Consider the following 24,116-nt stretch of genomic DNA (forward strand, 5'->3'; position numbering starts at 1 on the left):
AGGAGACTGCCATGCATTTGATGAGACGCCAACCCGAACACGCCATCATCACACCCGACCCGCAAGACCGACGGCTGACTGAGTTGGTCGCGGGCGTCGACCATACAGGCGCGACGGTGGAGGTCCGCGTACCGATAGAACGTGCCCTGACGCTCTATCTCAACGCGCAAGAGATCGTCACCATGATGACGGTCAACGATTACCCTGAATATCTTGCGCTTGGCTATCTGCTGAACCAGAACATGCTTCTGCCTGACGACGTGGTGACGGACGTCGAGTATGACGAAGACCTGCAGGTCGTGGTCGTTCGCACCGAGCGCAACACCGACTACGAGCAGAAGCTCAGAAAGCGGACGCAGACCTCGGGTTGCGCCCAAGGCACTGCGTTCGGCGACGTGTTGGAGGCGATCGAGGACATCACACTTCCGCCCGCTGAGCTTCGCACCTCCTGGCTCTACGAGCTGACGCGCAAGATCAACACCACGCCGTCGCTCTATCTGGAAGCAGGCGCGATTCATGGCTGCGTCCTTTGCAGGGAGGGCACGCCAATCTGCTATATGGAGGACGTCGGGCGCCATAACGCCGTCGACAAGATCGCTGGCTGGATGTACCGCCACGCCGTCGATCCGGCAGACAAGATCATCTACACGACCGGGCGGCTAACCTCCGAGATGACGATCAAGACGGTGCGGATGGGCATTCCGATATTGATCTCGCGCTCCGGCTTCACCGCCTGGGGCGTGGCGCTGGCCCGCCAGGTGGGTCTGACGCTGGTCGGCCGGGCGCGCGGCAAGCGCTTCACCGTGCTTTCAGGCCAGGAGCGGATCGTCTTCGACCAGGATCTCGCTTCGGTCGATGAGGAAGCGCCGCGCCACCGCCGCAAGGGTGCCGAGCATGACGACTGAGGGAACCGTAACGCTGGGCGTGGTGCTCGCCGGCGGTCTGGGTCGGCGCATGGGCGGCGGAGACAAGCCGACGCGTGTGATCGGCGGACGCACGATGCTTGAGCATGTCATCGACCGGCTAGCGCCGCAATGCGACGGGCTTCTGCTCAACGCCAATGGCGACCCCGCTCGCTTCGCCCGCTTTGGCCTGCCCGTTGCCGCCGACACGATCGAGAGCTATCCGGGACCTCTCGCCGGCATACTCGCCGCACTCGATTGGACGGCGGGGAACAGGCCGGGTGTAGAATGGGTGGTCAGCGCTGCCGGAGATTGTCCCTTCCTGCCGAGCGACCTCGTTGCACGCCTCCAGCGGGCGCGCATCAAAGAGAAAGCAGACTTGGCGGTGGCGGCATCCGGCGGCCAGGCGCATCCGGTCATCGGGCTGTGGAAAGTCGCGCTGCGGGATGAATTGCGGCATGCGCTGACCAACGAGGGTCTCCGCAAGATCGACCGGTGGACCACCCGCTTCGGCCTTGCCACCGTATCCTGGCCGGTCGGGCCGGTGGACCCGTTCTTCAACGCCAACACGGTCGAGGATCTTGCCGAAGCTGAGCGCCTGGCCGCGTTGCTTTTTGCTAACCCGGCCGGCTGAACCCAGCGCGCTCCAGGCCCAAAAGTACCTCGTCGGTCTGGAGAGCCTCGAGGAATGCGTGCACCGAAGGCCGTTCCTTTCGCGCAGATATCAGTGCGAAGTCGTAGTGCTCTTCGGTCAGCGCGATAAAACCGAGCCGCGCCGCACGCGCGACGGGCGCGATGGTGACTCCCCAGTCGGCGCGCTCCTGCGCCACCGCCGCGGCGACGGCATTGTGCGAGCGTGGCTGGTTCCAATAGCCGTCCGGGCGTTCCGCGCCGAGCAGTTGGTCGATTAGGATACGCGTTCCCGAGCCTTGGTTGCGGTTGACCATCATGCAATCAGGGTCGGCGAGCGCCGCACGGACCGCCTCCTCCGCGCCGAGGCCCTCGAAACGCTCGTCCCCTTGGCGGAATACCAAACCTTGCATGCGCCGCCAGCCTGGCACGAGTTCGAGACCGTCACCGAGGAAAGGCGCGTTGTAAATCCGCGTCTTCGGGTCGAAGAGATGGATGGGGGCGAGATCGCACTCGCCGCGCTTGGCCGCCGCAAGACCGCCCAGGCTTCCCACAGGCAGCGAGCGCACCGAAATCCCGCGGCGCGAAAGTTCGCCAACGACCAGATCGAGGCCGATGCAATGACTGCCAATGACGACAAGGTCGGGAACGCGGACCCCCGGTGTGAACAGCGTCACCGCCACGTCGGCACCGGCAGGCACGTGATCGGCCAGGGCCTCGATGCGGATGAAGCCGTCCGCCTGGGCAAAGGATGTTATTGCTCCCGAACCCTTACCAGTCGGATAGGCCGTCAATCCTCCCTGCCCTTGCACAAGAGAGACCATGGCGAATTCGGTCCGTCCGAGTTCGGAAGGAACCCGCAACGGAAGGCTTGCGGTGACCTGAGTATCGACGCGAGGCGGCAGCCCCGCCATGCGCCGCAGGGCGGGTACCACCATGTCATGGAAGGTGAACATGGCCGAGGTCGGAAATCCCGGCAGGATGATGACCGGCTTGCCCCCGCACACAGCCAGGCAGAGCGGCTTTCCGGGCTTCAGCGCAACGCCGTGGGCGATGATACCGGGCTTGCCCAGGCGGCCGATAATGCGATGCGTGACATCCCCTGCCCCCTTGGACGTGCCGCCCGACAGGAGCAGCACGTCGTGGGCGGCGAGCGCCTCGCGCATAGCCTTCTCAAGTCTCGCCTCGTCGTCGGGAAAGGCGCCGAGAAAATGCGCCTCGCCGCCATTTTCAGTGACAGCCGCAGCGATGATCGGGCCGTTGGCATCATAGATGCCGGCCGGTCGCAACGGCTCGCCCGGCTGAACGAGTTCATCGCCAGTGGAGAGCACGGCCACGCGTGGCCTGCGAGCCACTGTCAGCTGTGCGATTCCGCAGGCAGCGAGCATCCCGATCTCGCGCGAGCCGATTTGCGTTCCGGTGCGCAGCAAGACTTCTCCTCGCGCCATGTCCGACCCCGCGTTGGAGACAAACTGGCCGGGCGAGATGCTGCGGCCCACCTCAATGGCACTCAACCCGGCGGGATGGGTATGCTCCACCATGACGATTGCGTCCGCGCCGCGGGGCAGCGGTCCGCCGGTTGCGATGGACGTGGCGGTTCCGGTCAGAACGGGGAGTTGCGGAACCGTGCCGCAGGCAATCGCTTCCGCATTCAGCGCAAGCCGAACGGGACGCGTTTCAGACGCGGCAGCGAGATCGGCCGCACGTACCGCGAAACCGTCGACATTGGAGCGGTCGAACGGCGGCACGTCGACCGGCGCTGCGACGTCCTCGGCAAGAACCAGCCCCAGCGCGTCGGCCAGCGTCCGCTTCTCGGTCGGTAGTGGGCGAGGAAACAGCTCGGTCTCGAAGCGCGCCAGTGCAGCTTCGCGCGATAGTATCGTCAGGAACTGCTCCTGGCCGCTGTTCTGCTGGGCCGATGTTGGAGAATGCGTCATGGCGGAACACTCGATCAAACGTTGCGGAGCGGAACGGCGGCGACAGGCGTGCCGGCGGCATACCCCTCGCTATCGTCAGGAACTGCAAGCCAGGCGTCGGCAAGACGCATGGCGTCCAGCGAAAAGTCGCCGACAGCGAGCGGTGTCCACACATCCCGCTCCTTTGCGAGCAGAACGATCTCGCAAAGCCCGACCGCGGATGAAATTTTCCGCGAGAGCGGCAAGATAATGCCGGACCGTTCAGATCTGCCCGACAGGCGGTCCAAGACTGGCTGGACGAGTGCAAGGAACCCCGCGAAAGCCTGCTGCGGCGATCCGGCCAAGGCGACAATCGGTGTCTTGCCGAGCCGCCCTATCGCCGTTGTCCCCCCGGGCCGCAGAGCAATGCCATGCGCGAGTAGAACCCGGCGCCGCGCGAGAGCCTCGGCGGTCACATCGGCGCAGCCATCGCCAGTACCGCCGATCAGGAGCAGCAAATCGTAGGCCTGGCCATTAAGAGCGGCAGCGATCGCTGTCGCGTCACGCTCGACGGCCTCTATTTCGGCAATCGAAGCGCCCGTGGCACCCAGGCTCTCGACCACGAGCCGCATGGAGAATGTCTCGTGGCTCTCGGCAGCGACGTCGATCGCGCGCACGCACGGAATCCGTACGGCAAGTTGGCTCAATCCAACTTTGCGAGCGACCAGCAGGTCAGCGACGCCGATTGTCTTTCCTTCAAATATTGGCGGGCGGTTCGCCGCCATATCCTCGCCCATCCGGCGCACACCCTGGCCAGGCGCGGCTTCAGATACCGCCTGGATCACCGGTCCATCGCAATCGATAAGACCGGCCTGCAGCACACAGTCACGATTTCCAGGCATGGCATCGCCCGTCTCCACCCAGAGGGGCGGGGTCGGCAATGCTACTGGCGAATAGGCCGACGCTCCCACGAGGTCAAAGGCGCGACACGCCCAGCCGTCGATGGCAGCGATATCCCGCGCAGGCTGGGCCGGCACGACAGCCGGCATCCCGGCAGCCACGCGCCCAAGAGCCTCATCGAGCGGAACCAGGCAGGTGGCGACGGGCATCACACTGTCGAGCAGCACTGCGAGCGCCCTCTCAAGAGTGGTGAGCGCACCTGTCGGAGAAAGTGTTCTCGTCATGGCCCGATAGTGAAGCAGACCCGAGCCCGTTTGCAACAAGCTTCAGGAACGCTCGTGCTGCGCGTTTGGGAAGAAGAGCTGCTGTCCGTCGATTTTGTACTCGCTGATCGCCTTCTGGCCCTCCGCAGAGATCAGCCAGTTGATGAAGCGCTGGCCGGCGTCCGCTTTGACACTTGGATGCTTCAGCGGATTCACCAGCATGACGCCATACTGGTTGAACAGCCGCTTGTCACCCTCGACGGCAATGCCCAACTCGCCCCGATTCTTGAATGACAGCCAGGTACCACGATCGGAAAGCGTATAAGCGTTCATGGCGGCCGCGGCGTTGAGCGCTGCTCCCATGCCCTGGCCGATCTCCTTGTACCAGATGCCCTTGGCCGCCTCGATGTCGATGCCGGCCGTTTTCCACAGACTCAATTCGGCCGAGTGGGTGCCGGACCTGTCGCCGCGCGAAACGAAGGCCGCTTTCTTGGCTTCGATGGCGATCAGCGCGGCTGCGATATCCTTGGTCCCGCTGACGCCTGCTGGGTCGCTCTTGGGCCCCACGAGGACGAAGTCGTTGTACATCACGTCGAAGCGCTTCACCCCGAACCCTTCCTCGATGAACTTCTCCTCCTGCGCCTTGGCATGGACAAAGACCACATCGGCATCGCCGCGCCGACCGGTGTCGAGCGCCTGACCAGTGCCCTGAGCGACAACCTTCACGCCGATGCCGGTCTTCTTCTCGAACAGCGGCAAGATGTGGTCAAACAGCCCAGAATCCTGCGTCGAGGTCGTTGACGCCACAACTATCGACTGCTCCTGGGCAGGCGCGCCGCTCGCGAGCATCAGAAGCACCACAAGTGCACAGAACATTCGGCGGATCAGCATCTCAATCTCCGTCCAGGTTGATTAAAGCACGAGTTCGCCGCGCACGAACGCAGCCGCTTGCCGAGTCGCGGGACGATCCAGAAAGTCGCTGGCAACGGCATGCTCGCAAACACGCCCCCGGACAAGAAAGACGACGTCTCCAGCGATCCTGCGCACCTGGCCGAGGTGGTGCGACGCCATGACGACCTTCGTTCCGGATTGGGCGGCGGCCACGATGATTTCCTCCACGAAGCGTGTTGCCGCCGGATCGAGACTGGCCGTCGGCTCGTCGAGCAGCAGGATTTCGGGCTGGCGCGCCAGTGCGCGAGCGAGCGCCAGCCGCTGCTGCTCCCCGCCTGACAAATGCCGTGCCGGACGTGCCGCCAGATCGAGAAGACCCACGCGGTCGAGCAGATCCTCCGTGCGCGCCGCGCGAAACCGACGCGGACAGCCGGCCCTAGCCAGGCCGTAGGCGACATTCGCGGCCACCGAGCGCCGCAGCATCACAGGCTTCTGGAACAGGATCGCACGCCGCGTCTTCGGGGAGAGGGTCCGACCGCCCCAAGTCAGGGTTCCGGCCGAAGGTACAGTAAGCCCCATGCAAAGCCGCAGCAGGGAGGTCTTGCCCGACCCGTTTGGGCCGACAATCACCGTCGGCGCATGTGGCCCGATCGTCAGGTTCACCCGCTGGAGTATGGTCGTCGCGCCAACGATAAGCGACACGTCATCGAAGACAAGTGGAAGATCGCTCTGAGCGGCCCGCATCCCCTAGCCCGCCCGTTGCTCGGACCACACCCGCACGCCCCAGGCGGCCGCGTTGATCAGCAGGATAAGAAAAATCAGAATCAGGCCGAGTCCGATGGCGAGCGGCAGATTTCCCTTTGAGGTTTCAAGTGCGATTGCCGTCGTCATGGTGCGGGTGAAGCCATCTATGTTGCCGCCGACGATCATTACGGTGCCAACTTCGGCCGCCGCCCTGCCGAAGCCCGCGAGCAGAGCCGTGACAAGGCTGAAGCGGCCGTCCCACAAAAGCGTCGTGACCAGGCCCGCCGGCCCGACCTCCATCGCGTTCAGTTCCTCACGATATTCGCGCCACAGATCCTCGACCGTCTGGCGGGTCAGAGCGGCGATGATGGGCAACACCAGCAGCGCCTGCGCGCAGACCATGGCGGTGGGCGTGAACAAAAGACCGAACTCGCCCAGCGGCCCGGATCGCGATAGCAGCAGATAGACGGTCAGCCCGACCACCACCGGCGGCAGGCCCATGAAACCGTTCAGCACCACGACGATCGCCGAACGACCTGGAAAGCGCGAGAGCGCGATAATTGCGCCAAGCGGCAGGCCGGCGACCATGGCAATCGCGACAGCCGAAAGGCTGACGGCGAGCGACAGGCGCACGATGGCAAACAGCGTGGCGTCACCGCTCGCGATCAGTTGCCATGCGCCCAGCCCTTCCGACATTGCTCCTCGCAATCCTGTCCAGCGTCAATGTCCTGCAACTCCTCCGTCAGAGTCAAATTCTTGAACCGGCACAGAAATATGCATATCAATGCAGGATGGAATTGCTAACGACATCTGAAGCCGCCGACTATCTGCGCATTGGCGAGCGCAAGCTTTACGAACTGATTGCGCAGGAGCGCCTCCCCTGCAGCAAGGTGGCCGGCAAGTGGCTGTTTCCCCGACATGAACTCGACCGTTGGGTCATGTCGGGACTGGTTCGACCCGGAGGAATGATCCAATCCGACCCACCGCCGATCGTCGGTGGCAGCCAGGATGATCTGCTCGAATGGAGCCTGCGTCAGTCGGGCTCCGGCCTGGCCTTTCTGACAGAAGGCACGGAAGCCGGCGTGACACGCCTGCTGCGCGGCGAGGTGTCTGTCGCCGCGATCCATTTCCACAGCGACGACCCGGACCCGAATGTAACCGCGATTGCGACGAGGCCGCGGCTGTACGATGCGGTGCTGGTCGGATTCGCCCGCCGCGAGCAGGGCCTGCTGCTGGCGCCAGGCAATCCGAAATCGCTCAACACGTTGACCGACGTACTTGCGACCGGCGCGCGCATTGCGGTTCGTCAACGCGGCGCAGGCGCGGACATGCTGCTCACTTTGTTGCTGACGGATGCCGGCGCGAGCCACCGCGACGTCAACCGGTTGGAGCCCCCCTGCCTTACCGGTCCCGAGCTCGCGGCCGCCGTGCGTACCGGACGGGCCGATTGCGGAATCGCCACCCGCGCCGCCGCCTGCGCCGCCGGCCTCGATTTTGTGTCACTGGCCTGGGAAAGCTTCGACCTGCTGATGCGGCAGCGGACCTACTTTCAGCAACCGATCCAGGCGTTGCTGCGTTTGCTGCAGCAAGACACCTTCGCCAGCCGCGCTGCCGAGCTTGCCGGGTATGATCCATCGCCGGCCGGGCGGATCCGGTTCGCGAAGTAGCAGCCGAACCCGACCTCGGTCGCTGCTCACCCCAGATCGATCTCGCCCTCCACGACATGGTGCAGGCCTGCTGGCTCAGACGTGACGAGGGCCCTCACGGTCAGTCGGCCTTGTCCTTTCAGGCCCTTCTCCGCCACGGCTTTCTCAATTGCCTGCTGCGAAGTCACACCGACCTGCTTAAGGAACTTGCGCATGGAGACGTTGAAGGGATCGGTTTCCATATTCTGGGTCATATGATTGCCTCGAACGGTTTGAACGATATGGCCGGTCCAGCAAGCTTGATGCCCGCAACGGCGGCGCTGCGCCAAGGGAGCACGGAACGGCCTGGTGTGCAATGAAGACGACGCTCGCAATGTGTCTGATGGCAACTGCTCCGTTCCTCTTCGGTGTCGCCGCGCTGGGTGCCGATCTCCGCGGTCACGGCGGACCAGTGCGGGCGATTGCCGTGACGGCGGATGGGCAAACGGCGATCACCGGCAGTTTCGACGCCAAGGCGATCATCTGGTCGATCAGGACCGGCGAAGCGAGGGACGTGTTGCTGTTTCACGATGGGCAGGTTGATGCGGTCGCAGCCCTGCCGCAAGGCCGCTTTGCCACCGCGGGGGCGGACGGCCGCATTGCGGTCTGGGAGGCCGGACGAAGCACGCCAGTCTCCGTCCTGCAAGGCCATTCGGCGCCGGTCGTGGCGCTCGCAGTTTCGCCCGACGGCTTAACCCTGGCTTCGGCTTCCTGGGATGCCAGCGTGCGGCTGTGGCCGCTTTCGGGCGGGCCGCCGCACGTCCTCGAGGGCCATCGGGACAATGTCAACGCGGTTGCATACCTCTCCGACGGGACGCTCGCAAGTGCCGGCTACGACGCGGCAGTCATGCTTTGGCCGGCCGAAGGCGGAGCTCCGGTCAGGGTCGCGATGCCTGCACCCCTCAGCGCAATGGTGGCGACGAGGAGCGATCGCGTGTTCGTCGGGGGCGCGGACGGCAAGCTGAGTGAACTGAACCGCGGCGGGACGATCCTGGCCGAAGTTGCAGCTTCGTCAAGTCCGATCACCGCGCTCGCCGTCACGTTGAATGAACGATACATCGCCGCCTCTTCGATCAAAGGTGAAATTGTGCTGCTCGACGTCAAAAGCCTGCAGCCTGTTCGCACATTTGGCACCGCGGGCGTGCCGGTTTGGGCCCTTGCCTTCTCGCCTGACGGAAAGACGCTTTTGAGCGGCGGCGGGGATCACGTGGTGGGAGAATGGAATGTCGAGAACGGGCAACGGCTCGGAACCACCGTCGGGGGTTCTGCCGATCCGATGGCCGAATATGCCGGCAATCCGGACGCGGAGGTGTTCCGCGCCTGCGTCGCATGCCACACGCTCGATCCCCACGAGGGCGATCGCGCCGGCCCCACGCTTCACGGCATCTTCGGCCGCAGGATCGCATCCGTGCCTGGCTACCGATACTCGCCCGCTTTCAGGGAGATGGACATCGTCTGGACGCCCGAAACGGTATCGAAGCTGTTCGAGCTTGGCCCGAGCAGATACACGCCGGGCACCAAGATGCCCGAGCAGACCATTCGCGACCCCGAGCATCGGGCGGCGCTGATACGATTCCTACAGGCCGAGACCCGCAGCAACTGAGTTTAGACCCGTTTGGTTTCCGAGTTCCGGTCCCGGAGATAATCCTCTGTCGTTCGCGGGGCCGGCCGGCCAGGACCGGCATAGGGATCGAGGTCTTCGCTCATGGCGGCATCGACGCGGCAATTGTCGCACATCCGCACCAGTTCCAGCCGCCGCGCGTTTTCGCCCGAGAACATCCAGTGCCTGCCTTCCAGCTTGGCGACGATCCGCTCTACCGTACTGCGGGTCCCGAACGGATTGCCGCAGCGGATGCACTCGTAGGGCTGTTCTTGCTTGACGACCCGACGTGGCGCGCTCCATGCCGGGAAATCGACCCGCGGGGCGAGACGGATCACCTTCTCCGGACAAGTCGCAGCGCAGAGCCCGCATTGGACGCAGGCGCTTTCGGAAAAGTACAATGCAGGCTGTTGCTCGCTGTCGGAGAGCGCACCCGTTGGGCACGCCGACACGCAGGAGAGGCAGAGCGTGCAGCCCTCGACATTGATATCGAGCCCGCCGAACGGCGCTGCCGCTGGGAGCGCTACGCGCTCCACTGGCGTCGGCGCGGCGCGATGCAGTTCGATCAAGGTGTTTCGCAACAGGCTGCGCTTGTCCCCCAGGGGCAGGAAGGTCGTCGGCGTCGGCGTGCTGGAGCCCGGTTGCACACGGTCGAGCGCCAACCTCAGCATGTCCGGATCATTGGTTTCGATCAGGCCGCAGAGTTCTGACCCGTAGCCGAGCGATCGCGCGAGCAGATTGGCGATGGTGACGTTGCGGGCCAAGCCGGTGAGCTCGTGCTTGGGCTTCGCGGAGGCGAGCGCCATCACCGCCGCCGCGCCCCATGCCACCGGCGCTATCCACGCCTCTATTCCCAATTGCGTTATCTCGTTCACGGCGACTGGCAGTACATTCGCAGGCAGGCCTGGGCCGAACCGCGCGAGCGCGTCAATAAGCGGCTCGCCGTGGTAGCCGTCATGGAACAGAACGACCGGATCCCTGCCACCCGCCTCTCGATATGTGACCAGGAGCGAACGCAGCCGCCGAAGCAGGATTTGCGCATCCGGAACGGCATATGCGGCTGCACCGGTCGGACAGGCGGCCGCGCAATTGCCGCAACCGGCGCAGATTTCTGCGTCGACGATCACGTGATCGCCGGCCGAGGCAATCGCACCGGTAGGGCACAGATCCAGGCAACGCGTGCAACCGATGATGCGGGAGCGTGAATGGGCGCACAGATCGGCGGAAAAATCGATGTAGCGCGGCTTGTCAAATTCGCCGACGAGGCCAGCAGCCTTGGCGATCACGGCGGTTACCGCGGCCCGGTCGGCGGAATCCGCTTTGAGGTAGCCCGCGCGCAGGTCGTGAGCCGGAAATAGCGGAACGCCGCCGGAGAGGTCGATCACGATGTCCGCTTTAGAGATTGCGCCGTCACGAGCCGCACCGAAGCGCAGGCGGTCGCGCGAAGAGGGAACTGGCAACGCGAAATCGTCAACGGTCAGCTCGAAGGCGCCCAGATGGCCTTGTGCGTTGCGGATCCTGCCCCGCACGACGGGGAAATCCCATACGCGGTTGGGTGTAACCTCCTCGGGTCGCGTCAGCAGGACGGTCACGTCCAGATCCCCGGCAAGCTGGCGGGCGACCTCCATTGCCGACTGGTCGCGGCCATAAACCAGCACCACGCCATTGCTTCGAAGCGTGACGAGGGCGGGCGGCGAGGTCGGTTCGGCCACCATCGCGACGAGTGCCGCCGCCTTCGGCCCGGCGGATGCGGCCTCTGCCGACCAGCCTGCCGCCTCGCGGATGTTCACGAAATCGAGGTCACCCGCAAAGCCGATTTCCTCAGCGACTTCGCGGAAAAGCGGCGCCTGCTGTGTGCAGGCTATGGTGATGGCTCCCCCCTCGCTCAATCTGTTGCGGATACGATCGATTTCGGCGCCGCACAGCTGATCGCTCGATTGCACCTGAGCGTCTTTGCATCCGCGGCGCACGCTGTCGCCAAAACCAGGCATGCTGCGCTCGCAGGAGCAGATGAAGACCGTGCGCGGTTTGTCCAGGCTCATTTCGCCTCCCCGCTACGCGACACCGCCCGCTGCGGTAGCGCCTTTACTGTAGAGACAGTATATACATTATTGGAGAATTAGGCCGCCGTCATCAAAAATGGATCGGCATTATGTCCCAGCGTGCTTCGGTCACCGACCGCGCCCTCGATCTGCCCCCGCTCTACAGCCTCACTGTCTTGAGAGAAGCCGGCGATGCCTTTGAGCACGCCCGCGCCATTGCCGGCGAGCAGGGTGCAGGGACGCTGGTCTGGGTACGGCGCTATGATCTGGCCGAGTTCGCGGTCGTCCTGGAGCCTGAACAATCGTTGGCGCAGGCCCGCCTTGCCATCTATGCCGGAATGAACGCTCTGGCCGACGCGCTTGCCGCGCGTGCACCGCCTGAAATGCCGGTCACCTTCGACTGGCCGGACGCGATCCACATCGACGGCGCTCTCGTTGGCGGCGGACGCCTGGGCTGGCCTGAGGGAGCTCGCGACGAGGAGACGCCGGCCTGGCTCGTCTTTTCTGCCATGATCCGCATCGCGGCCGTGCGCGCTTACGAACCTGGCGAGCGGCCGCTACTCGGCGCGCTTGACGAATTGGGCTTCGAAGCCCCCGATCCTGGTGAGATCATCGCCAGCTTCTCCCGTCACCTGATGAACGCGTTCCACGAATGGGGCGAAACTGGCTTCGCATCGCTCGCCAGCCAATGGCTGCACCGCTCCTCACACCGAGGCCAGGACGTTCGGATCGCTGACAATGGCGACCTGCTGCTTCCGGGGAAGCCTTGCCCGGGAGCCTCCGAAAAGCGGAGTTTGGTGGAAGCTCTTGGCTCACCTTCGTGGCTCGATCCCGCTACGGGTATGCCATGGCTCTAAAGCTTCTGCGCACGATCCGCCTAGATCCGTCGGATGGCTTCGTCTATTCCCACGCCGCGGAACCCGGCGAGTGGGCCGTCGCGGGGACTTTCCGGTTCTTCGCCGCCGATGTCGAAAGCCTCTCCGGCAAGGAACGACAAGCCTTCCGCGCCGGCTTCCTGGGTGTTGAGAGCTTCGGCTGGTCCACCCTCGTCATCGTGACGGAGGCCACCGCGGAAGAAGTCGCGGCTGCGACCGAAAGACTGGCCGAGCAGCTTGTCGCCCGTTGCGGAGCGCCCGGGATGGCGGTCGCGCGCGCGGCCGCCGAGGAGGAAATCGCCTTCGCGCAGTCCCTGTGCAGTCATCCGCCGAACACCCTTGTTGCGCTGCACCGCGCTGGCGAGGAGGCGGGCATCCGTGAATCGTTCCGCACCCTGCACCGGAAGGTGAGCCGCCTTGATCCGGCGGCCGCATTCCGCATCATCGAGGTCGAGGGAGAAGAGGGTGCGATGGAAGAAGTCGACATTGTGGTGCTGGCGGGTAGGCACAAATGATGGATTTCTGGATTTCTTCGGGCCACCATCTGCTCGATCGCGACAAGGCAGGCCGGTTGATGGTGACTGATCCGTTCCTCAAAGCTTATTTGGCTCGCCCTGAGCTTCTGCCGCCGGAAGATGCGTGCGCGGCGGAGTTGCGGCTGCATCACGAGCTGCTGATGCACGATCCGCGCCGGCCGGTCGGGAACGAGGAGATCGCAGCGATCGACGACCCGGATGCTCGGGAAAACTGGGAGTTCATGATTGCCTTTCGAAATCGCCTTTTGGCAGCGCCGTCCCTCGAAGCCTGCTATCTCGAACTCGCGCGCGGCTCGGCTGCCGACATTCCGCCCCTGTTCATGAACCAGCTTGCGCAGCTGGTGCTGCGCAATGCGCTTGACGGGGACGACGATCCCTTCGTGCTTCGTGCGGCCGAGCTGTTTTACCGTGCCCAGCGGGTGACCCTCCATGAAGGAGCGCTGCTGCTCGCCGACGCGGAAACCATTGAAGTCCACGAGCAGAACCGTCACGCCTCCCCTCTCCTGAACATGCTCGGAGGGCCTGCCGTCACCGAGCTGCAGATCCTCGAGGAGAAGAATGCCGGCAGCTATTTCGGCAGGAGCGATGCCTTTGACATGGTGCTTGGCCTCGGCGACGTCGACAGTCCGGCGCGGCGCGGCCTTGCCGCCGCGATCGAGGTCTGGATACGCCATCTGCTGGCCATTGAGGTGAGCGTTGAGCCGGTCGAGAGGACCGAGGACGACGATTGGGCATGGTTCGTCGGTCTGGACGCGGAGGCGACGCGTATCGGCAATGCGCTGTGGACAGGCAAGGACCTTGACCCTGAGGCGGCAAAGCGCATTATAGCTTTGTTTCGGCTCGACTTCTCCGAATTCGACGAAGTTAGGCCGGAAGTGGGTGCGCGGCCGATCTGGTTGATCATGGCGATGACACCCGACCGCATGGTTCGCATGAAGCCGCAGAACCTAATCGCCGGCCTGCCGCTTCGAGCCGCCACACCCGCAAGTTAGGCATTGTGGACAGTCAGGATTCCGAATTGGTTCGGGAAACAACTCAAGTCGGTGTCGTCGTCGAGCGACGAACTCTGCAGAACCCGTGGGTCGATCATGCCTGGATGCCCGTTGCGGTGCTCGTCGGCGTTCCGGTAGCCGCAGCTTGGACGGCGCTCGATGAAACCGCAACAGTAACCCGCTATTATGCGGGAACGGCGGACATCGAGTTCTTCGGAGCGGACACGACGATGTACCGGGAGAACTTACGTTCTCAGCAGCCGAGCCTGTGGGTATCGCTCCGGCACACGAATGCGCCTCCCGGGGTCCTGCTGCAATTGGTAACCGCCGATCCCTCGGACGCCGAGTCGCTGACGGAGTCCGGCACCGACATCATCGAGGCGGTGCCGATGCCGGTCGAGATCCAGCAGCAGCTTGCCGCCTTCGTCGAAGCCCACCATGTCGAGCGGCCGTTCGTCAAGCGCAAGCGCGATCGGGCAAACCTTGATGCGGGGCGCAATTGGCCTTCCGGGACTGGAGACAAGGAATGAGCGGCGGCAATGATAACATCTTCGCCCGCTGGTCGCGCCGGAAGCTGTCTGTGCGCTCCGCCGGACTTCAAGCAACGGACGACGAGAAGCCGGTACCTGACGCTGCGGCGTTGGATGCCGGCGCTGCCCGCCGAGCCACGGCTCAGGATGCGGGATCGACGCAAAACGAACCAGACGGACCCGCCGAGCCCCTCCCCCGCGTCGAGGACCTGACGCCTGAAAGCGACATTACGGCCTTCTTGAAAAAAGGCGTCCCTGCGGCGCTGAGGAGCGCCGCGACGCGCAGGATGTGGTCTCTCGATCCGGCAATTCGCGATTATGTCGGTCCCTCCGAATACGCTTGGGACTTCAACCAGGCGGGTTCGATGCCAGGGTTCGGCCCGCTGGACGCGAAGGAAGCAGTCGTCAGCTTTCTATCAAAGATGGCTTTACCCATCGAAGCGAATGAGCGGGAAACAGCCGCAATTCCCCGGCCTTCGCCCGCCCGGGCGCCCGGCGAAGCGCACGCCCAATGGCCGGAGAATACGCCGCCAGTTGGCGAAGCTGATATCGATGCGCCAGAAGCCCAGACCGTCGAGCCTACCGAGGTGAGGTCGCCAGTTGACGGAGCAGGTGAGATAGAGGCGGCGGACGCGGGCCCTGTCTCTCCGCCCTCGCGAAGTACCGAGGTCCTCTCCCGGCCGCGCCACGGCAGAGCGATCCCGCGCTGACGCCGGGACCTGCTGCACCCGTACTCAGAGCCACGATAGCTCACCCAATCAGGGGCCCACGATCAAGGTCACACGACCAACACCGACTTGCTACTAGACCAGCCGCACGAATTCGTCAGACAGCTGTTGCAATCGTTCGGGGTGGGGCTACAATCGCTGACCTAATCTCGGAAGCACGGTCAAGGTCACACGATGAACCCGGACTTGCCCCTGGACCAGGCGTATGGATCGTCGGATGGAGCGGATGCTTCAATCATCGATTTCGATGGCGCTGATCTTGACGATATCGATCAAGCCCGCGCCGACGAATATGCCCTCTTCGCGCTGCTATTGCTCAGGCCACCCGATAGCGGCTTCCTGACCCGGCTTGCCCGCCTGCAAAACAGCAGCGACACGCCGCTCGGTCGCGCTCACGCTGCCTTGGGCCGGGCAGCGGCCTGCACCTGCGCCGATGATATCAATCGCGAATATTTCGAACTTTTCATCGGCGTGGGACGCGGAGAGCTTCTCCCCTACGCTTCATACTATCTCACCGGCTTTCTCAACGAACGGCCACTCGCCCGGCTGCGCCAGGACATGATGCGCCTGGGCATCGAGCGAGCCGCCGGCCACTGCGACCCCGAGGATCATCTCGGAACGCTCTGCGAGATCATGAGCGGCTTTGCCAGCAATCATTTCGAGGTGGCGGCGGGCGAAGAGCAGGCTTTCTTCCAACGGCACCTCGCGCCCTGGGCCGGACGTTTCTTTGGCGACCTGGAAAGCGCAAAAACGGCGAAATTCTACCGATCGGTCGGCGTGGTCGGTCGAACCTTTATCGACATCGAAAGTGAAGCCTTTGCCATGGAGACGCGGCGAAGCGCATAGGAAATGCAAGCGGGCCGGATGCCCTGACAGATGGAGGTTGCAATGCAGGAGGAGCGATCGACGGGACTGAGCCGGCGCAGCTTCCTCCGGGCGTTCGGCGGCGCCTCCACCACCGCCGTTGCGGCGGCGGCACTGGCTCCGAGCGAAGCGCAAGCCTATGACCCCGGTGAAGACGAGATGCGGGCCCGCTACCGGGAAACCGATCACGTCAAGGCCTATTACCGTGTGAACCGCTACCCTGAAAAGAAGTGAGGCCGCCATGCTGACGAAGCGCAAAAGCGGACAGGCAAGCCGCACACGACTGCAAAGCCTCATTGCTGGCACGGATTCGGCTCCAATCGACCGACGGACATTCCTCCGCCGCTCCGGCCTCGCAGTTGGCGGAATAGCCACTCTCAGCTCGTTTCAGTTCGGCACGGTAAGCAAAGCCGCGGCGATCAGCCCGCCGCAGCCGGGAGTGCCGACCGAGTTGAAGAAAAGTGTCTGCACACATTGCGCTGTCGGCTGCACGGTCACCGCGGAAGTCCAGAACGGCGTGTGGACCGGACAGGAGCCATCCTGGGACAGCCCCATCAATCGAGGCTCGCATTGCGCCAAGGGCGCAAGCGTGCGCGAGCTGGTGCATAGCGACCGCCGCCTGAAATACCCCGTGAGGCTTTCCGGCGGCAAGTGGGAGCGCATCTCCTGGGATGACGCCATCAATGGGATCGGCGACAAGCTTCTCGACATTCGTGAGAAGTCCGGACCGGAATCCGCTTACTGGATGGGATCGGCGAAGTTCTCCAACGAGGGTACTTACCTTTTCCGCAAGCTTGCGGCCCTGTGGGGAACCAATAACCAGGACCACCAGGCGAGGATCTGCCATTCGACGACGGTTTCGGGCGTGGCCAATACCTGGGGCTACGGCGCGATGACCAATTCCTTCAACGACATCCGCAATTCCAAGACGCTCATAGTGCTGGGCGGGAACCCTGCCGAAGCCCATCCAGTCGCCATGCAGCATCTGCTCGAAGGCAAGGAACTCAACAAGTCCAACTTCATCGTGATGGATCCGCGGTTCACCCGTACGGCCGCGCACGCCACCGAGTTTGCTCGCATTCGGTCTGGCACCGACATCGCGGTGCTGTGGGGCTTGCTCTGGCACATTTTCAAGAATGGTTGGGAGGACAAGGAATTCATAGCCCAGCGCGTTTACGGGATGGACGAAGTCCGCAAGGAGGTGGCGAAATATCCGCCCGACGAGGTCGAGCGCATCACTGGTGTGCCTGGCGAGCAGATGAAGCGCATCGCCGAGATGTTCGCCACGCAAAAGCCATCGACGATAATCTGGTGCATGGGGCAGACCCATCACACGACCGGAACAGCCAACGTCCGCGCCAGCTGCATCTTGTGCCTCGCCACGGGCAATGTTGGCAAGCCGGGCACCGGCGCCAACATCTTCCGTGGACATGACAACGTGCAGGGCGCGACCGACATTGGATTGGATGTGGTGACCCTGCCCTTTTACTATGGCCTGACGGAGGGCGCCTGGAAGCATTGGTCGCGAGTCTGGCAAATTCCATACGACGACCTTCTGCGCCGGTTCGACTCCAAGGAGGCGATGGAGACACCCGGCATCCCGTTGACCCGATGGTTCGATGGGGTCGTGCTCCCCAAGGAGGACATTCAGCAGCGCGACAGTCTGCGGGCGATGTTCGTCCAAGGCCACGCCAGCAACAGCATCACACGCATACCGGAATCAATGAAGGGCCTGGCCGGCCTCGAACTGCTCGTCGTTGCCGATCCGCACCCGACGACCTGGGCATCGCTGGCAGTTCAGGCCGGGCGCAAGGACAACGTCTATCTGCTGCCGGTCTGTACGCAATTCGAGACTTCCGGCTCGCGCGTCGCCTCCAACCGATCCCTGCAGTGGGGCGAGCAGATCGTTAAGCCGAGCTTCGAGCAGAAGGACGACTATCAGGTCATCTACCTGCTCGCGAAGAAGCTGGGCCTTGCCGACTGGATGTTCAAGAACATCGCGGTCGAGGGTGACCGGCCGCAACCGGAGGACGTACTGCGTGAGATGAACCGCGGAAGCTGGTCGACCGGCTACTGCGGTCAATCGCCGGAGCGCCTCAAGGCGCATATGAAAAACCAGCACAAGTTTGATCTTGTGACGCTACGCGCGCCGAAGGACGATCCGGAGGTCGGCGGCGACTATTACGGCCTGCCCTGGCCATGCTGGGGCAAGCCGGAAATACGCCATCCTGGCACGGCCAACCTTTACAGCACCGGTCTGCATGTAATGGATGGCGGCAGTCCCTTCCGGGCCCGTTTCGGTGTGGAGCGTAACGGCGAGACGCTTCTTGCCGAAGGCTCCTACACGCAAGGCTCGGAACTGACCGACGGCTATCCGGAATTCACGATGGCGGTGCTGCAAAAGCTCGGCTGGGACAAGGACTTGAGTGCGGAGGAACTCAAAGTCATCCGGACGATCGGCGATGATATGGGTGACATCGGCAAGGTCTCGTGGTCGACCGACCTGTCGGGCGGCATCCAGCGCGTCGTGCTCAGCCACGGCTGTCACCCCTACGGAAACGGGAAGGCCAGAGCTGTCGCCTGGAACCTGCCCGACCCGGTGCCGATCCATCGCGAGCCGATCTATACCCCCAGGGTGGACCTAGTCGCAAAATATCCGACCTATCCTGACGCCAAGCAGTTCCGTTTGCCGAATATCGGCTTCAGCGTTCAGAAGGCGGCGGTGGACAAGGGCGTCGCGAAATCGTTCCCGATCATCCTGACGACCGGTCGCCTGGTCGAATATGAAGGCGGCGGCGAGGAAACCCGCTCAAACCGGTGGTTGGCCGAGTTGCAGCAGGAGATGTTCGTCGAAATCAATCCCGCGGACGCAGCCTCCCGGGGCATTGGCGACGGCGTCTGGGTGTGGGTGACCGGCGCGGAGAATGATTCCAAAGCGCGGGTGAAGGCTTTGGTGACCGAGCGTGTCGGCAAGGGAGTAGCGTTCATGCCTTTCCACTTCGGCGGCTGGTTCCAGGGTGAGACCCTGAGGGCCAACTATCCCGAAGGCGCCGATCCCTATGTGCTCGGTGAAAGCGCGAACAGCATCACCACCTACGGCTATGACCCGGTAACGGGCATGCAGGAGCCGAAAGTCACGTTGTGCCAGATCGCGATGGCGTAACAGGGAGGTGCGGAAAATGGCCAGGATGAAGTTCCTCTGCGACGCCGACCGCTGCATTGAGTGCAACGCTTGCGTCACCGCCTGCAAGAACGAGCACGACGTGCCTTGGGGCATTAACCGCCGCCGCGTCGTCACCATCCATGACGGCAAGCCCGGCGAGCGCTCCGTCTCGATGGCCTGCATGCATTGCACCGACGCCCCGTGCGCGGCGGTGTGCCCCGTTGCATGCTTCTATACGACCGCCGACGCGGTGGTGCTGCACTCTAAGGATTTGTGCATCGGCTGTGGCTATTGCTTCTACGCCTGTCCGTTCGGCGCGCCGCAATACCCTCGCGTCGGCAATTTCGGATCGCGCGGCAAGATGGACAAGTGCACGTTCTGCGCGGCCGGTCCGGAGCCGGACTCGACCGAGGCCGAATATGCAAAATATGGCGCCAACCGGCTGGCCGAAGGCAAACTGCCGCTTTGCGCCGAGATGTGCTCGACCAAGTCGCTGCTGGCTGGCGACGGCGAGATCATCGCTGCGATCTACAAGGAACGCGTGACGCAGCGCGGCTACGGCTCCGGTGCGTGGGGGTGGCAGACGGCCTATCGGGAGACAATTGAGGTGTAATTCATCGCGGTGCCGATTGGTTCGCGCAGACAAACAAGCTCAGGAGGACCGAGCAAATGCGTATCTCGAGCCTTGGTCGAGTGATTTCCCCGGCGGCCGCCGCACTCATTCTGGCTCTCGGCCTGCTTGTTGTTCCGGCCAGGGCGCAGGACGCCGGTTCAGGAAACAACCCGACCGCCCAGGCTGTCAGCGAGCGGCAACTTCTCGATGAACTCAACAAGATCCGGGGCCGCGTCACCATACCGGACGGCAAGGCCGCCACGCTGCAGCAGCCGCAGGGCCGCGACTACCAGGGCTTCCATGAGCGCGCGCTGCCCTGGATCGGCGGCATTGCCATCCTCGGCATGCTGGTCGTGCTGGCGCTGTTCTATTTCGTTAGAGGCCGCATCCGCACTGCGGCGGGTGAATCAGGCGTCAAGATCTTGCGCTTCAACGCCGTCGAGCGGCTCGCTCATTGGACGACGGCCACAGCGTTCATCATCCTGGCCATTACCGGCCTGAATCTCGTCTTCGGCAAACGCCTGCTGATGCCGCTGATCGGGCCTGATGCGTTCTCGACGTGGTCGTTCTGGGCGAAATACGCGCATGACTTCGTCGCGTGGGCGTTCATGCTGGGCGTACTTGTCATGCTGGTCACCTGGATCTGGGACAATCTTCCCGATCGCTACGATGCCAACTGGCTGAAGGTTGGCGGGGGATTTTTCGACAAATCGAACAGGACGCACCCGCCGGCGGGGCGCTTCAACACGGGACAAAAGCTCATCTTCTGGGCAGTCCTGCTGGGGGGAATTGCCTTGTCGGTGTCCGGCATCTACATGCTGTTCCCATTCTCCTTCGCCGATATCAACGGCATGCAGACCGCCCAGTATGTACATGCGGTCGTAGGCGTCCTCCTGGTCGCGGTGATCATTGCGCACATTTATATCGGCACGCTCGGCATGGAAGGCGCCTACGAAGCCATGGGATCCGGCACGGTGGATTTGAATTGGGCCAAGGAGCATCACAGCGCCTGGGTGGCTCAGCAGCAGGCGGAGACGGATGTTAGGCCGCAAGCTTCCGCTAAACCGGCCGAATAACGTTTTTTTATCGCTGGTCGGCTGCAGCCGACCACCCTCAGGTTCTGGTCATGATTTGCCGGCGGCTGGATCGCCCGACCAGTTCTGTCCGACGAGATTGTGGCCCGGATCGCCCACTCGGGCGCTGTCTGTGCTGAAGACCTGCCAGGAAGGCACCTGCTGCGCCTGCAAAACATAGCCGGCACCGAACGCGACTACGACCGTCACGATAATTCCCGTCAAAATCATGCGCATGCCGCCTGCTCCTTCCCTTCTCGAAACCGGCCCGCCAGCCAGCCGTTCCTGCACCTGCCTATTTCGGCGTGGGCGCCTGCGGTGCCAGGGGCTGCCCGGCGGCAGTCCCAGAGGGCTCGACCGGCATGGCCGCCTTCTGCTGATATTGCATGTCGAGTGCTGCCAGTGCAATCAGCGGCGGCGGCATGGCAACGCCGGCAACTCTCATGGCGCGGGCCGTTTTCTGGCACTGGGCGATATCGTTCGCGTTGGCGAGTTGCTCCGCCGCTTCAACGGTCAACACGGATTGCTTGGGCGTGCTGGTAACGTCCGCGGGGGGCAGGGGCGCGGCCCTGCTTTCCTTCTGTGGGGCATTATTCGCAGATCCGCTGGCTGCATTGTCCTTGCCTGGCTCGGGTGCGTCGGTCGCCACGCCGTCCTGCCCGGTGATTTTTTGCGCAGAACCCGTACCGCCCTCCGACTTCGCTGGGTCGCCCGAACCGGTCGTGCCCTGCTTAGCCGAAGCCGCCTCCGGCTTCTTTGCCGCGCCGGTGGGTGGGGGCGTCTCCGGAGGGGGCGCTTTCAAGAAGGCGAGGATCTCGTGACAGAGGTTGGCCGGGCCGCCTTGCCGCGACGCAACCACCTGACCGGCAGGCGTCTCAGTAGTCGGTGCGGCTGGCTGAGGGGTCGTGGTCTGTGCCTGGGAGGCCGGAACCGAGAGTATAAGCATTCCCGCAAGGGCAATTATTCTCATCGCTAGCTCCTTCCCTTTCGTGTCAGACGATGCCGCCGGATGCAGTCGGGGCACCACCGTCGCACGCGTTTATTCAGACGAAATGTCCAACGCCGCCTTGCGTTCCATTGCTGCCTTCAACTATCAGGTTCCCGCATGCTGCCCCGAGGGGAGCCGGTCGGCTGCGCAGAGGTACGAACCGACCCCTCGTTCGTTGATCGTTCCGCGCCTCGCAGTGAATATGTCCAAAGCGACGATGGACGTAGCAGCGGTCATCGAACCGATGGCGCCCCCTGAGGGCTGGCTACCAAATGCCGTCGAGGGTGGAGATCAGGTCCTCTATCCGGCATCCGTATCGAGTCGACGAGAACGGGCTCAAGAGATTGTCGACGTCCCGATGAAACGGATCGGGCCGCGATTGGCGATTGCAGCACAGGCGTGCAGACAACAGGTGAATGAAGAAAATGTGGCCATTGCGCAGACGCGCTACCGTGGATGCTCCATCAGTTCCATCGTGAACAGACGCGGGCGTGACTGCGCACCCGCGCGTCGAAGAAACGGATTTCTTTCGCCGCATTACCGACGTCAACCCCGTTATGACGGCTCGCGCACCCGGGTTGGCTTATGTCGCCGAGCCGGTCTGCTTCAGCCGCACAAGAACAGCACAACGACTTTCGCCCTAACGTACTCGAGGCATCACCGTGCCGGCTGAACATGTTTTCGCCCGAATGACGCCGATCCGTGGAGCAGCACTCGGTTGCGGCCGGATTGTTTGGCAAGGTAGAGTGCCGCATCCGCGTGACTCTGTAACTGCTCGGGTGAGATGGCCTCGTCAGTCGTCTGAACTGCAACTCCAATGCTGAGTGTGACGCTGCGCGACACGCGGGATGCAGGGTTGGGAAAAGCCGCGGCCTCAACGCTCTGACGAATTCGCTCGGCCACAGCGACGGCCCCTTCCTCGTCCACCCCGGGCAGCAACACCAGGAACTCTTCGCCGCCGTAGCGGGCCACCTGATCGCGGTCGCGCCTCACGTTTTCCTGGATCATTCTGGCGACCTCGACCAGACAGCGATCGCCCTGGGCATGGCCGAGGTGGTCGTTCAGCTTCTTGAAGTCGTCAATGTCGCACATCAGCATGGCGGCACCGCCCGGGCATTTCCTGCCACCGTCCCATAGACGGTCAAGCGTTTCCGTCATCCAGCGCCGGTTGGCTATGCCAGTGAGCGGATCAGTCCTCGCCAAAAGTTTCAGCCGGTCATTCGCTTCCGCCAGTTCGGCGACCCTGCGCCGGTCTCGAAGCTCAAACAGGAAGGTTTTCTGAGCGAGAATTGTCATGATGCGCCGCGCGGCGACCGTTGCGAAGATGCCGCTGGTGAAAAACAACGTCGCAGCCACGGCGCTGCCAAATTCGATGCCCGGGTTGTGTAGTTGAAAAACGAGATAGAGACCGAGCGCCAAGGCGGCAATAGTCACCGTCCAGGCCAGCGGAACCCCGAAGATGATGATGGCTGTGATGGCCACGAACAGCATGATGTTCAAGTGCCGTTCGTAGAACTCGCCACTAGCGCTTACGCCGACCAACGCAACCGACAACAAAATGAGGAACAAGCCCGCGATCAGCGAAGCCCCTTGTAGCCACGGCGCCCGCGGCTTTCGCCAGATAAGAACGACGGCCACAGCGACGGGCGGAATGATGGCGCCAGGCAGGAGCATGGATAGCGCAGTTGCCCTTGGGAGCATCACCATGTTGAGCGCGAGTGTCAGCACGTCCAACAAAGCCACCCAGACCATCCAGGCTCGGATGATCTTCGCTGTCTGCGACCAGACACGCGCTCGAAACAGGCGGTAGATCTCGCCCGTCAGCCGGATATCGCGCGTGCGGCGCGCCAGTAGTCGGTCGACTTCTGCAGTTATGGCAGGACTATCCTGCACGTCCAGGTGCATCCGTTCTGTCAAATATCGGCCCTTACACTGGTTTCTCCTGAATGTTCCGCCCGAGCCATCCGCTCGTCGGGATGGACAAGAATGCCAAGCTATCCTGAAGATTTGATTTCTAGAGGTACCGACTTGCGAATTCCGCTGTGATCCTGCAAGCGTTTACGGCTCCATCATGGCTCGCGGCCTGCTGCCAAGCCGCGCCCACTGACGAGACCGTGCCCCCGATCAGTGTCTCTTCGAGCAAAGGCGTACGGAGCGCATGAGAATGTCTTGGACTGCCCCTCCACTACCAAGTCGGGGTCG

General features: G+C 63.4%; 24 protein-coding genes. 14 read left to right on the plus strand and 10 right to left on the minus strand.

Annotation, left to right across the window (positions count from 1 at the left end; all coding sequences use genetic code 11):
• The first annotated feature begins 11 nt into the window (after window positions 1-11).
• A complete protein-coding gene (locus tag FJ954_RS18590) occupies window positions 12-905 on the plus strand; it encodes a formate dehydrogenase accessory sulfurtransferase FdhD (protein WP_140662340.1) in 894 nt (297 codons plus the stop codon).
• Window positions 895-1,536 carry a molybdenum cofactor guanylyltransferase MobA gene (gene mobA, locus FJ954_RS18595; protein WP_181177861.1) on the plus strand — a complete coding sequence of 214 codons (642 nt, stop codon included), beginning with the start codon at window positions 895-897 and terminating at the stop codon, window positions 1,534-1,536. Before FJ954_RS18590 ends, mobA begins: the two co-directional genes overlap by 11 nt.
• On the opposite strand, the gene FJ954_RS18600 is transcribed toward mobA, so the two are convergent.
• The 5 genes from FJ954_RS18600 to FJ954_RS18620 are packed head-to-tail and all read right to left on the minus strand — an operon-like array spanning window position 1,520 to window position 6,921.
• Window positions 1,520-3,469 carry a molybdopterin biosynthesis protein gene (locus tag FJ954_RS18600; protein WP_140662342.1) on the minus strand — a complete coding sequence of 650 codons (1,950 nt, stop codon included), beginning with the start codon at window positions 3,467-3,469 and terminating at the stop codon, window positions 1,520-1,522. The genes mobA and FJ954_RS18600 overlap by 17 nt on opposite strands.
• Before the next feature lie 14 nt (window positions 3,470-3,483).
• Window positions 3,484-4,611, minus strand: coding sequence for a molybdopterin-binding protein (locus FJ954_RS18605; RefSeq protein ID WP_140662344.1), 1,128 nt, complete (start codon window positions 4,609-4,611; stop codon window positions 3,484-3,486).
• Between the two features lie 42 nt (window positions 4,612-4,653).
• A complete protein-coding gene (locus FJ954_RS18610) occupies window positions 4,654-5,481 on the minus strand; it encodes an extracellular solute-binding protein (protein WP_140662345.1) in 828 nt (275 codons plus the stop codon).
• Window positions 5,482-5,502: 21 nt separating this feature from the next.
• The gene (locus FJ954_RS18615) at window positions 5,503-6,225 is read right to left on the minus strand and encodes an ATP-binding cassette domain-containing protein (protein WP_140662347.1); all 723 of its coding nucleotides are present in this window, start codon (window positions 6,223-6,225) and stop codon (window positions 5,503-5,505) included.
• A 3-nt stretch (window positions 6,226-6,228) separates the two neighbouring features.
• Window positions 6,229-6,921 carry an ABC transporter permease gene (locus tag FJ954_RS18620; protein WP_140662349.1) on the minus strand — a complete coding sequence of 231 codons (693 nt, stop codon included), beginning with the start codon at window positions 6,919-6,921 and terminating at the stop codon, window positions 6,229-6,231.
• Window positions 6,922-7,016: 95 nt separating this feature from the next.
• Between FJ954_RS18620 and FJ954_RS18625 the strand changes: the two genes are divergently transcribed.
• The gene (locus FJ954_RS18625) at window positions 7,017-7,892 is read left to right on the plus strand and encodes a helix-turn-helix transcriptional regulator (RefSeq protein ID WP_140662463.1); all 876 of its coding nucleotides are present in this window, start codon (window positions 7,017-7,019) and stop codon (window positions 7,890-7,892) included.
• A 26-nt stretch (window positions 7,893-7,918) separates the two neighbouring features.
• On the opposite strand, the gene FJ954_RS18630 is transcribed toward FJ954_RS18625, so the two are convergent.
• The gene (locus FJ954_RS18630; protein WP_064994243.1) at window positions 7,919-8,125 is read right to left on the minus strand and encodes a DUF6494 family protein; all 207 of its coding nucleotides are present in this window, start codon (window positions 8,123-8,125) and stop codon (window positions 7,919-7,921) included.
• 128 nt (window positions 8,126-8,253) lie between these two features.
• Here FJ954_RS18630 and FJ954_RS18635 point away from each other — a divergent pair, with 128 nt between their 5' ends.
• Window positions 8,254-9,513 carry a hypothetical protein gene (locus FJ954_RS18635; protein WP_246681102.1) on the plus strand — a complete coding sequence of 420 codons (1,260 nt, stop codon included), beginning with the start codon at window positions 8,254-8,256 and terminating at the stop codon, window positions 9,511-9,513.
• Window positions 9,514-9,515: 2 nt separating this feature from the next.
• On the opposite strand, the gene FJ954_RS18640 is transcribed toward FJ954_RS18635, so the two are convergent.
• Window positions 9,516-11,552, minus strand: a complete 2,037-nt coding sequence (locus FJ954_RS18640; RefSeq protein WP_140662352.1) for a 4Fe-4S binding protein — start codon at window positions 11,550-11,552, stop codon at window positions 9,516-9,518.
• Window positions 11,553-11,662: 110 nt separating this feature from the next.
• Between FJ954_RS18640 and FJ954_RS18645 the strand changes: the two genes are divergently transcribed.
• The 10 genes from FJ954_RS18645 to FJ954_RS18690 all read left to right on the plus strand — a co-directional run bounded on the left by FJ954_RS18645 (window position 11,663) and on the right by FJ954_RS18690 (window position 20,929).
• Complete coding sequence (locus FJ954_RS18645; protein ID WP_140662353.1) at window positions 11,663-12,409, plus strand: biotin/lipoate--protein ligase family protein; 747 nt, start codon at window positions 11,663-11,665, stop codon at window positions 12,407-12,409.
• The gene (locus tag FJ954_RS18650) at window positions 12,400-12,942 is read left to right on the plus strand and encodes a DUF6505 family protein (protein WP_140662355.1); all 543 of its coding nucleotides are present in this window, start codon (window positions 12,400-12,402) and stop codon (window positions 12,940-12,942) included. Before FJ954_RS18645 ends, FJ954_RS18650 begins: the two co-directional genes overlap by 10 nt.
• On the plus strand, window positions 12,939-13,955 hold the full coding sequence (locus tag FJ954_RS18655; protein ID WP_140662357.1) for a DUF6352 family protein: 1,017 nt from the start codon (window positions 12,939-12,941) through the stop codon (window positions 13,953-13,955). Before FJ954_RS18650 ends, FJ954_RS18655 begins: the two co-directional genes overlap by 4 nt.
• A gap of 5 nt (window positions 13,956-13,960) precedes the next feature.
• Window positions 13,961-14,485 carry a DUF3305 domain-containing protein gene (locus FJ954_RS18660; protein ID WP_348641139.1) on the plus strand — a complete coding sequence of 175 codons (525 nt, stop codon included), beginning with the start codon at window positions 13,961-13,963 and terminating at the stop codon, window positions 14,483-14,485.
• Window positions 14,482-15,195 carry a DUF3306 domain-containing protein gene (locus FJ954_RS18665; RefSeq protein ID WP_140662358.1) on the plus strand — a complete coding sequence of 238 codons (714 nt, stop codon included), beginning with the start codon at window positions 14,482-14,484 and terminating at the stop codon, window positions 15,193-15,195. The genes FJ954_RS18660 and FJ954_RS18665 overlap by 4 nt, the downstream gene beginning before the upstream one ends.
• Before the next feature lie 192 nt (window positions 15,196-15,387).
• The gene (locus FJ954_RS18670; RefSeq protein ID WP_140662360.1) at window positions 15,388-16,059 is read left to right on the plus strand and encodes a molecular chaperone TorD family protein; all 672 of its coding nucleotides are present in this window, start codon (window positions 15,388-15,390) and stop codon (window positions 16,057-16,059) included.
• Between the two features lie 42 nt (window positions 16,060-16,101).
• Window positions 16,102-16,311 (plus strand): formate dehydrogenase, encoded by a 210-nt coding sequence (locus FJ954_RS18675; RefSeq protein WP_140662362.1) that lies wholly within the window; start codon window positions 16,102-16,104, stop codon window positions 16,309-16,311.
• Between the two features lie 7 nt (window positions 16,312-16,318).
• Window positions 16,319-19,240, plus strand: coding sequence for a formate dehydrogenase subunit alpha (locus tag FJ954_RS18680; RefSeq protein WP_140662364.1), 2,922 nt, complete (start codon window positions 16,319-16,321; stop codon window positions 19,238-19,240).
• A 16-nt stretch (window positions 19,241-19,256) separates the two neighbouring features.
• Entirely contained in the window at window positions 19,257-19,853 is a 597-nt protein-coding gene (fdh3B, locus tag FJ954_RS18685; RefSeq protein ID WP_064994234.1) for a formate dehydrogenase FDH3 subunit beta, read from the plus strand.
• A 56-nt stretch (window positions 19,854-19,909) separates the two neighbouring features.
• Window positions 19,910-20,929, plus strand: coding sequence for a formate dehydrogenase subunit gamma (locus FJ954_RS18690; RefSeq protein ID WP_140662366.1), 1,020 nt, complete (start codon window positions 19,910-19,912; stop codon window positions 20,927-20,929).
• A gap of 48 nt (window positions 20,930-20,977) precedes the next feature.
• Here the strand turns inward: FJ954_RS18690 and FJ954_RS18695 are convergent, their stop codons facing one another.
• From FJ954_RS18695 to FJ954_RS18705, 3 genes are all read right to left on the minus strand, one after another.
• Window positions 20,978-21,163 carry a hypothetical protein gene (locus FJ954_RS18695; RefSeq protein ID WP_140662368.1) on the minus strand — a complete coding sequence of 62 codons (186 nt, stop codon included), beginning with the start codon at window positions 21,161-21,163 and terminating at the stop codon, window positions 20,978-20,980.
• 58 nt (window positions 21,164-21,221) lie between these two features.
• Window positions 21,222-21,896: a hypothetical protein gene (locus FJ954_RS18700; RefSeq protein WP_181177862.1), complete on the minus strand. Its 675-nt coding sequence runs from the start codon at window positions 21,894-21,896 to the stop codon at window positions 21,222-21,224.
• 675 nt (window positions 21,897-22,571) lie between these two features.
• On the minus strand, window positions 22,572-23,819 hold the full coding sequence (locus FJ954_RS18705) for a diguanylate cyclase (protein ID WP_140662369.1): 1,248 nt from the start codon (window positions 23,817-23,819) through the stop codon (window positions 22,572-22,574).
• Window positions 23,820-24,116 lie beyond the last annotated feature (297 nt).

The organism is Mesorhizobium sp. B2-3-15, assembly GCF_006442875.1.
Taxonomy (GTDB): Bacteria; Pseudomonadota; Alphaproteobacteria; order Rhizobiales; family Rhizobiaceae; genus Mesorhizobium; species Mesorhizobium australicum.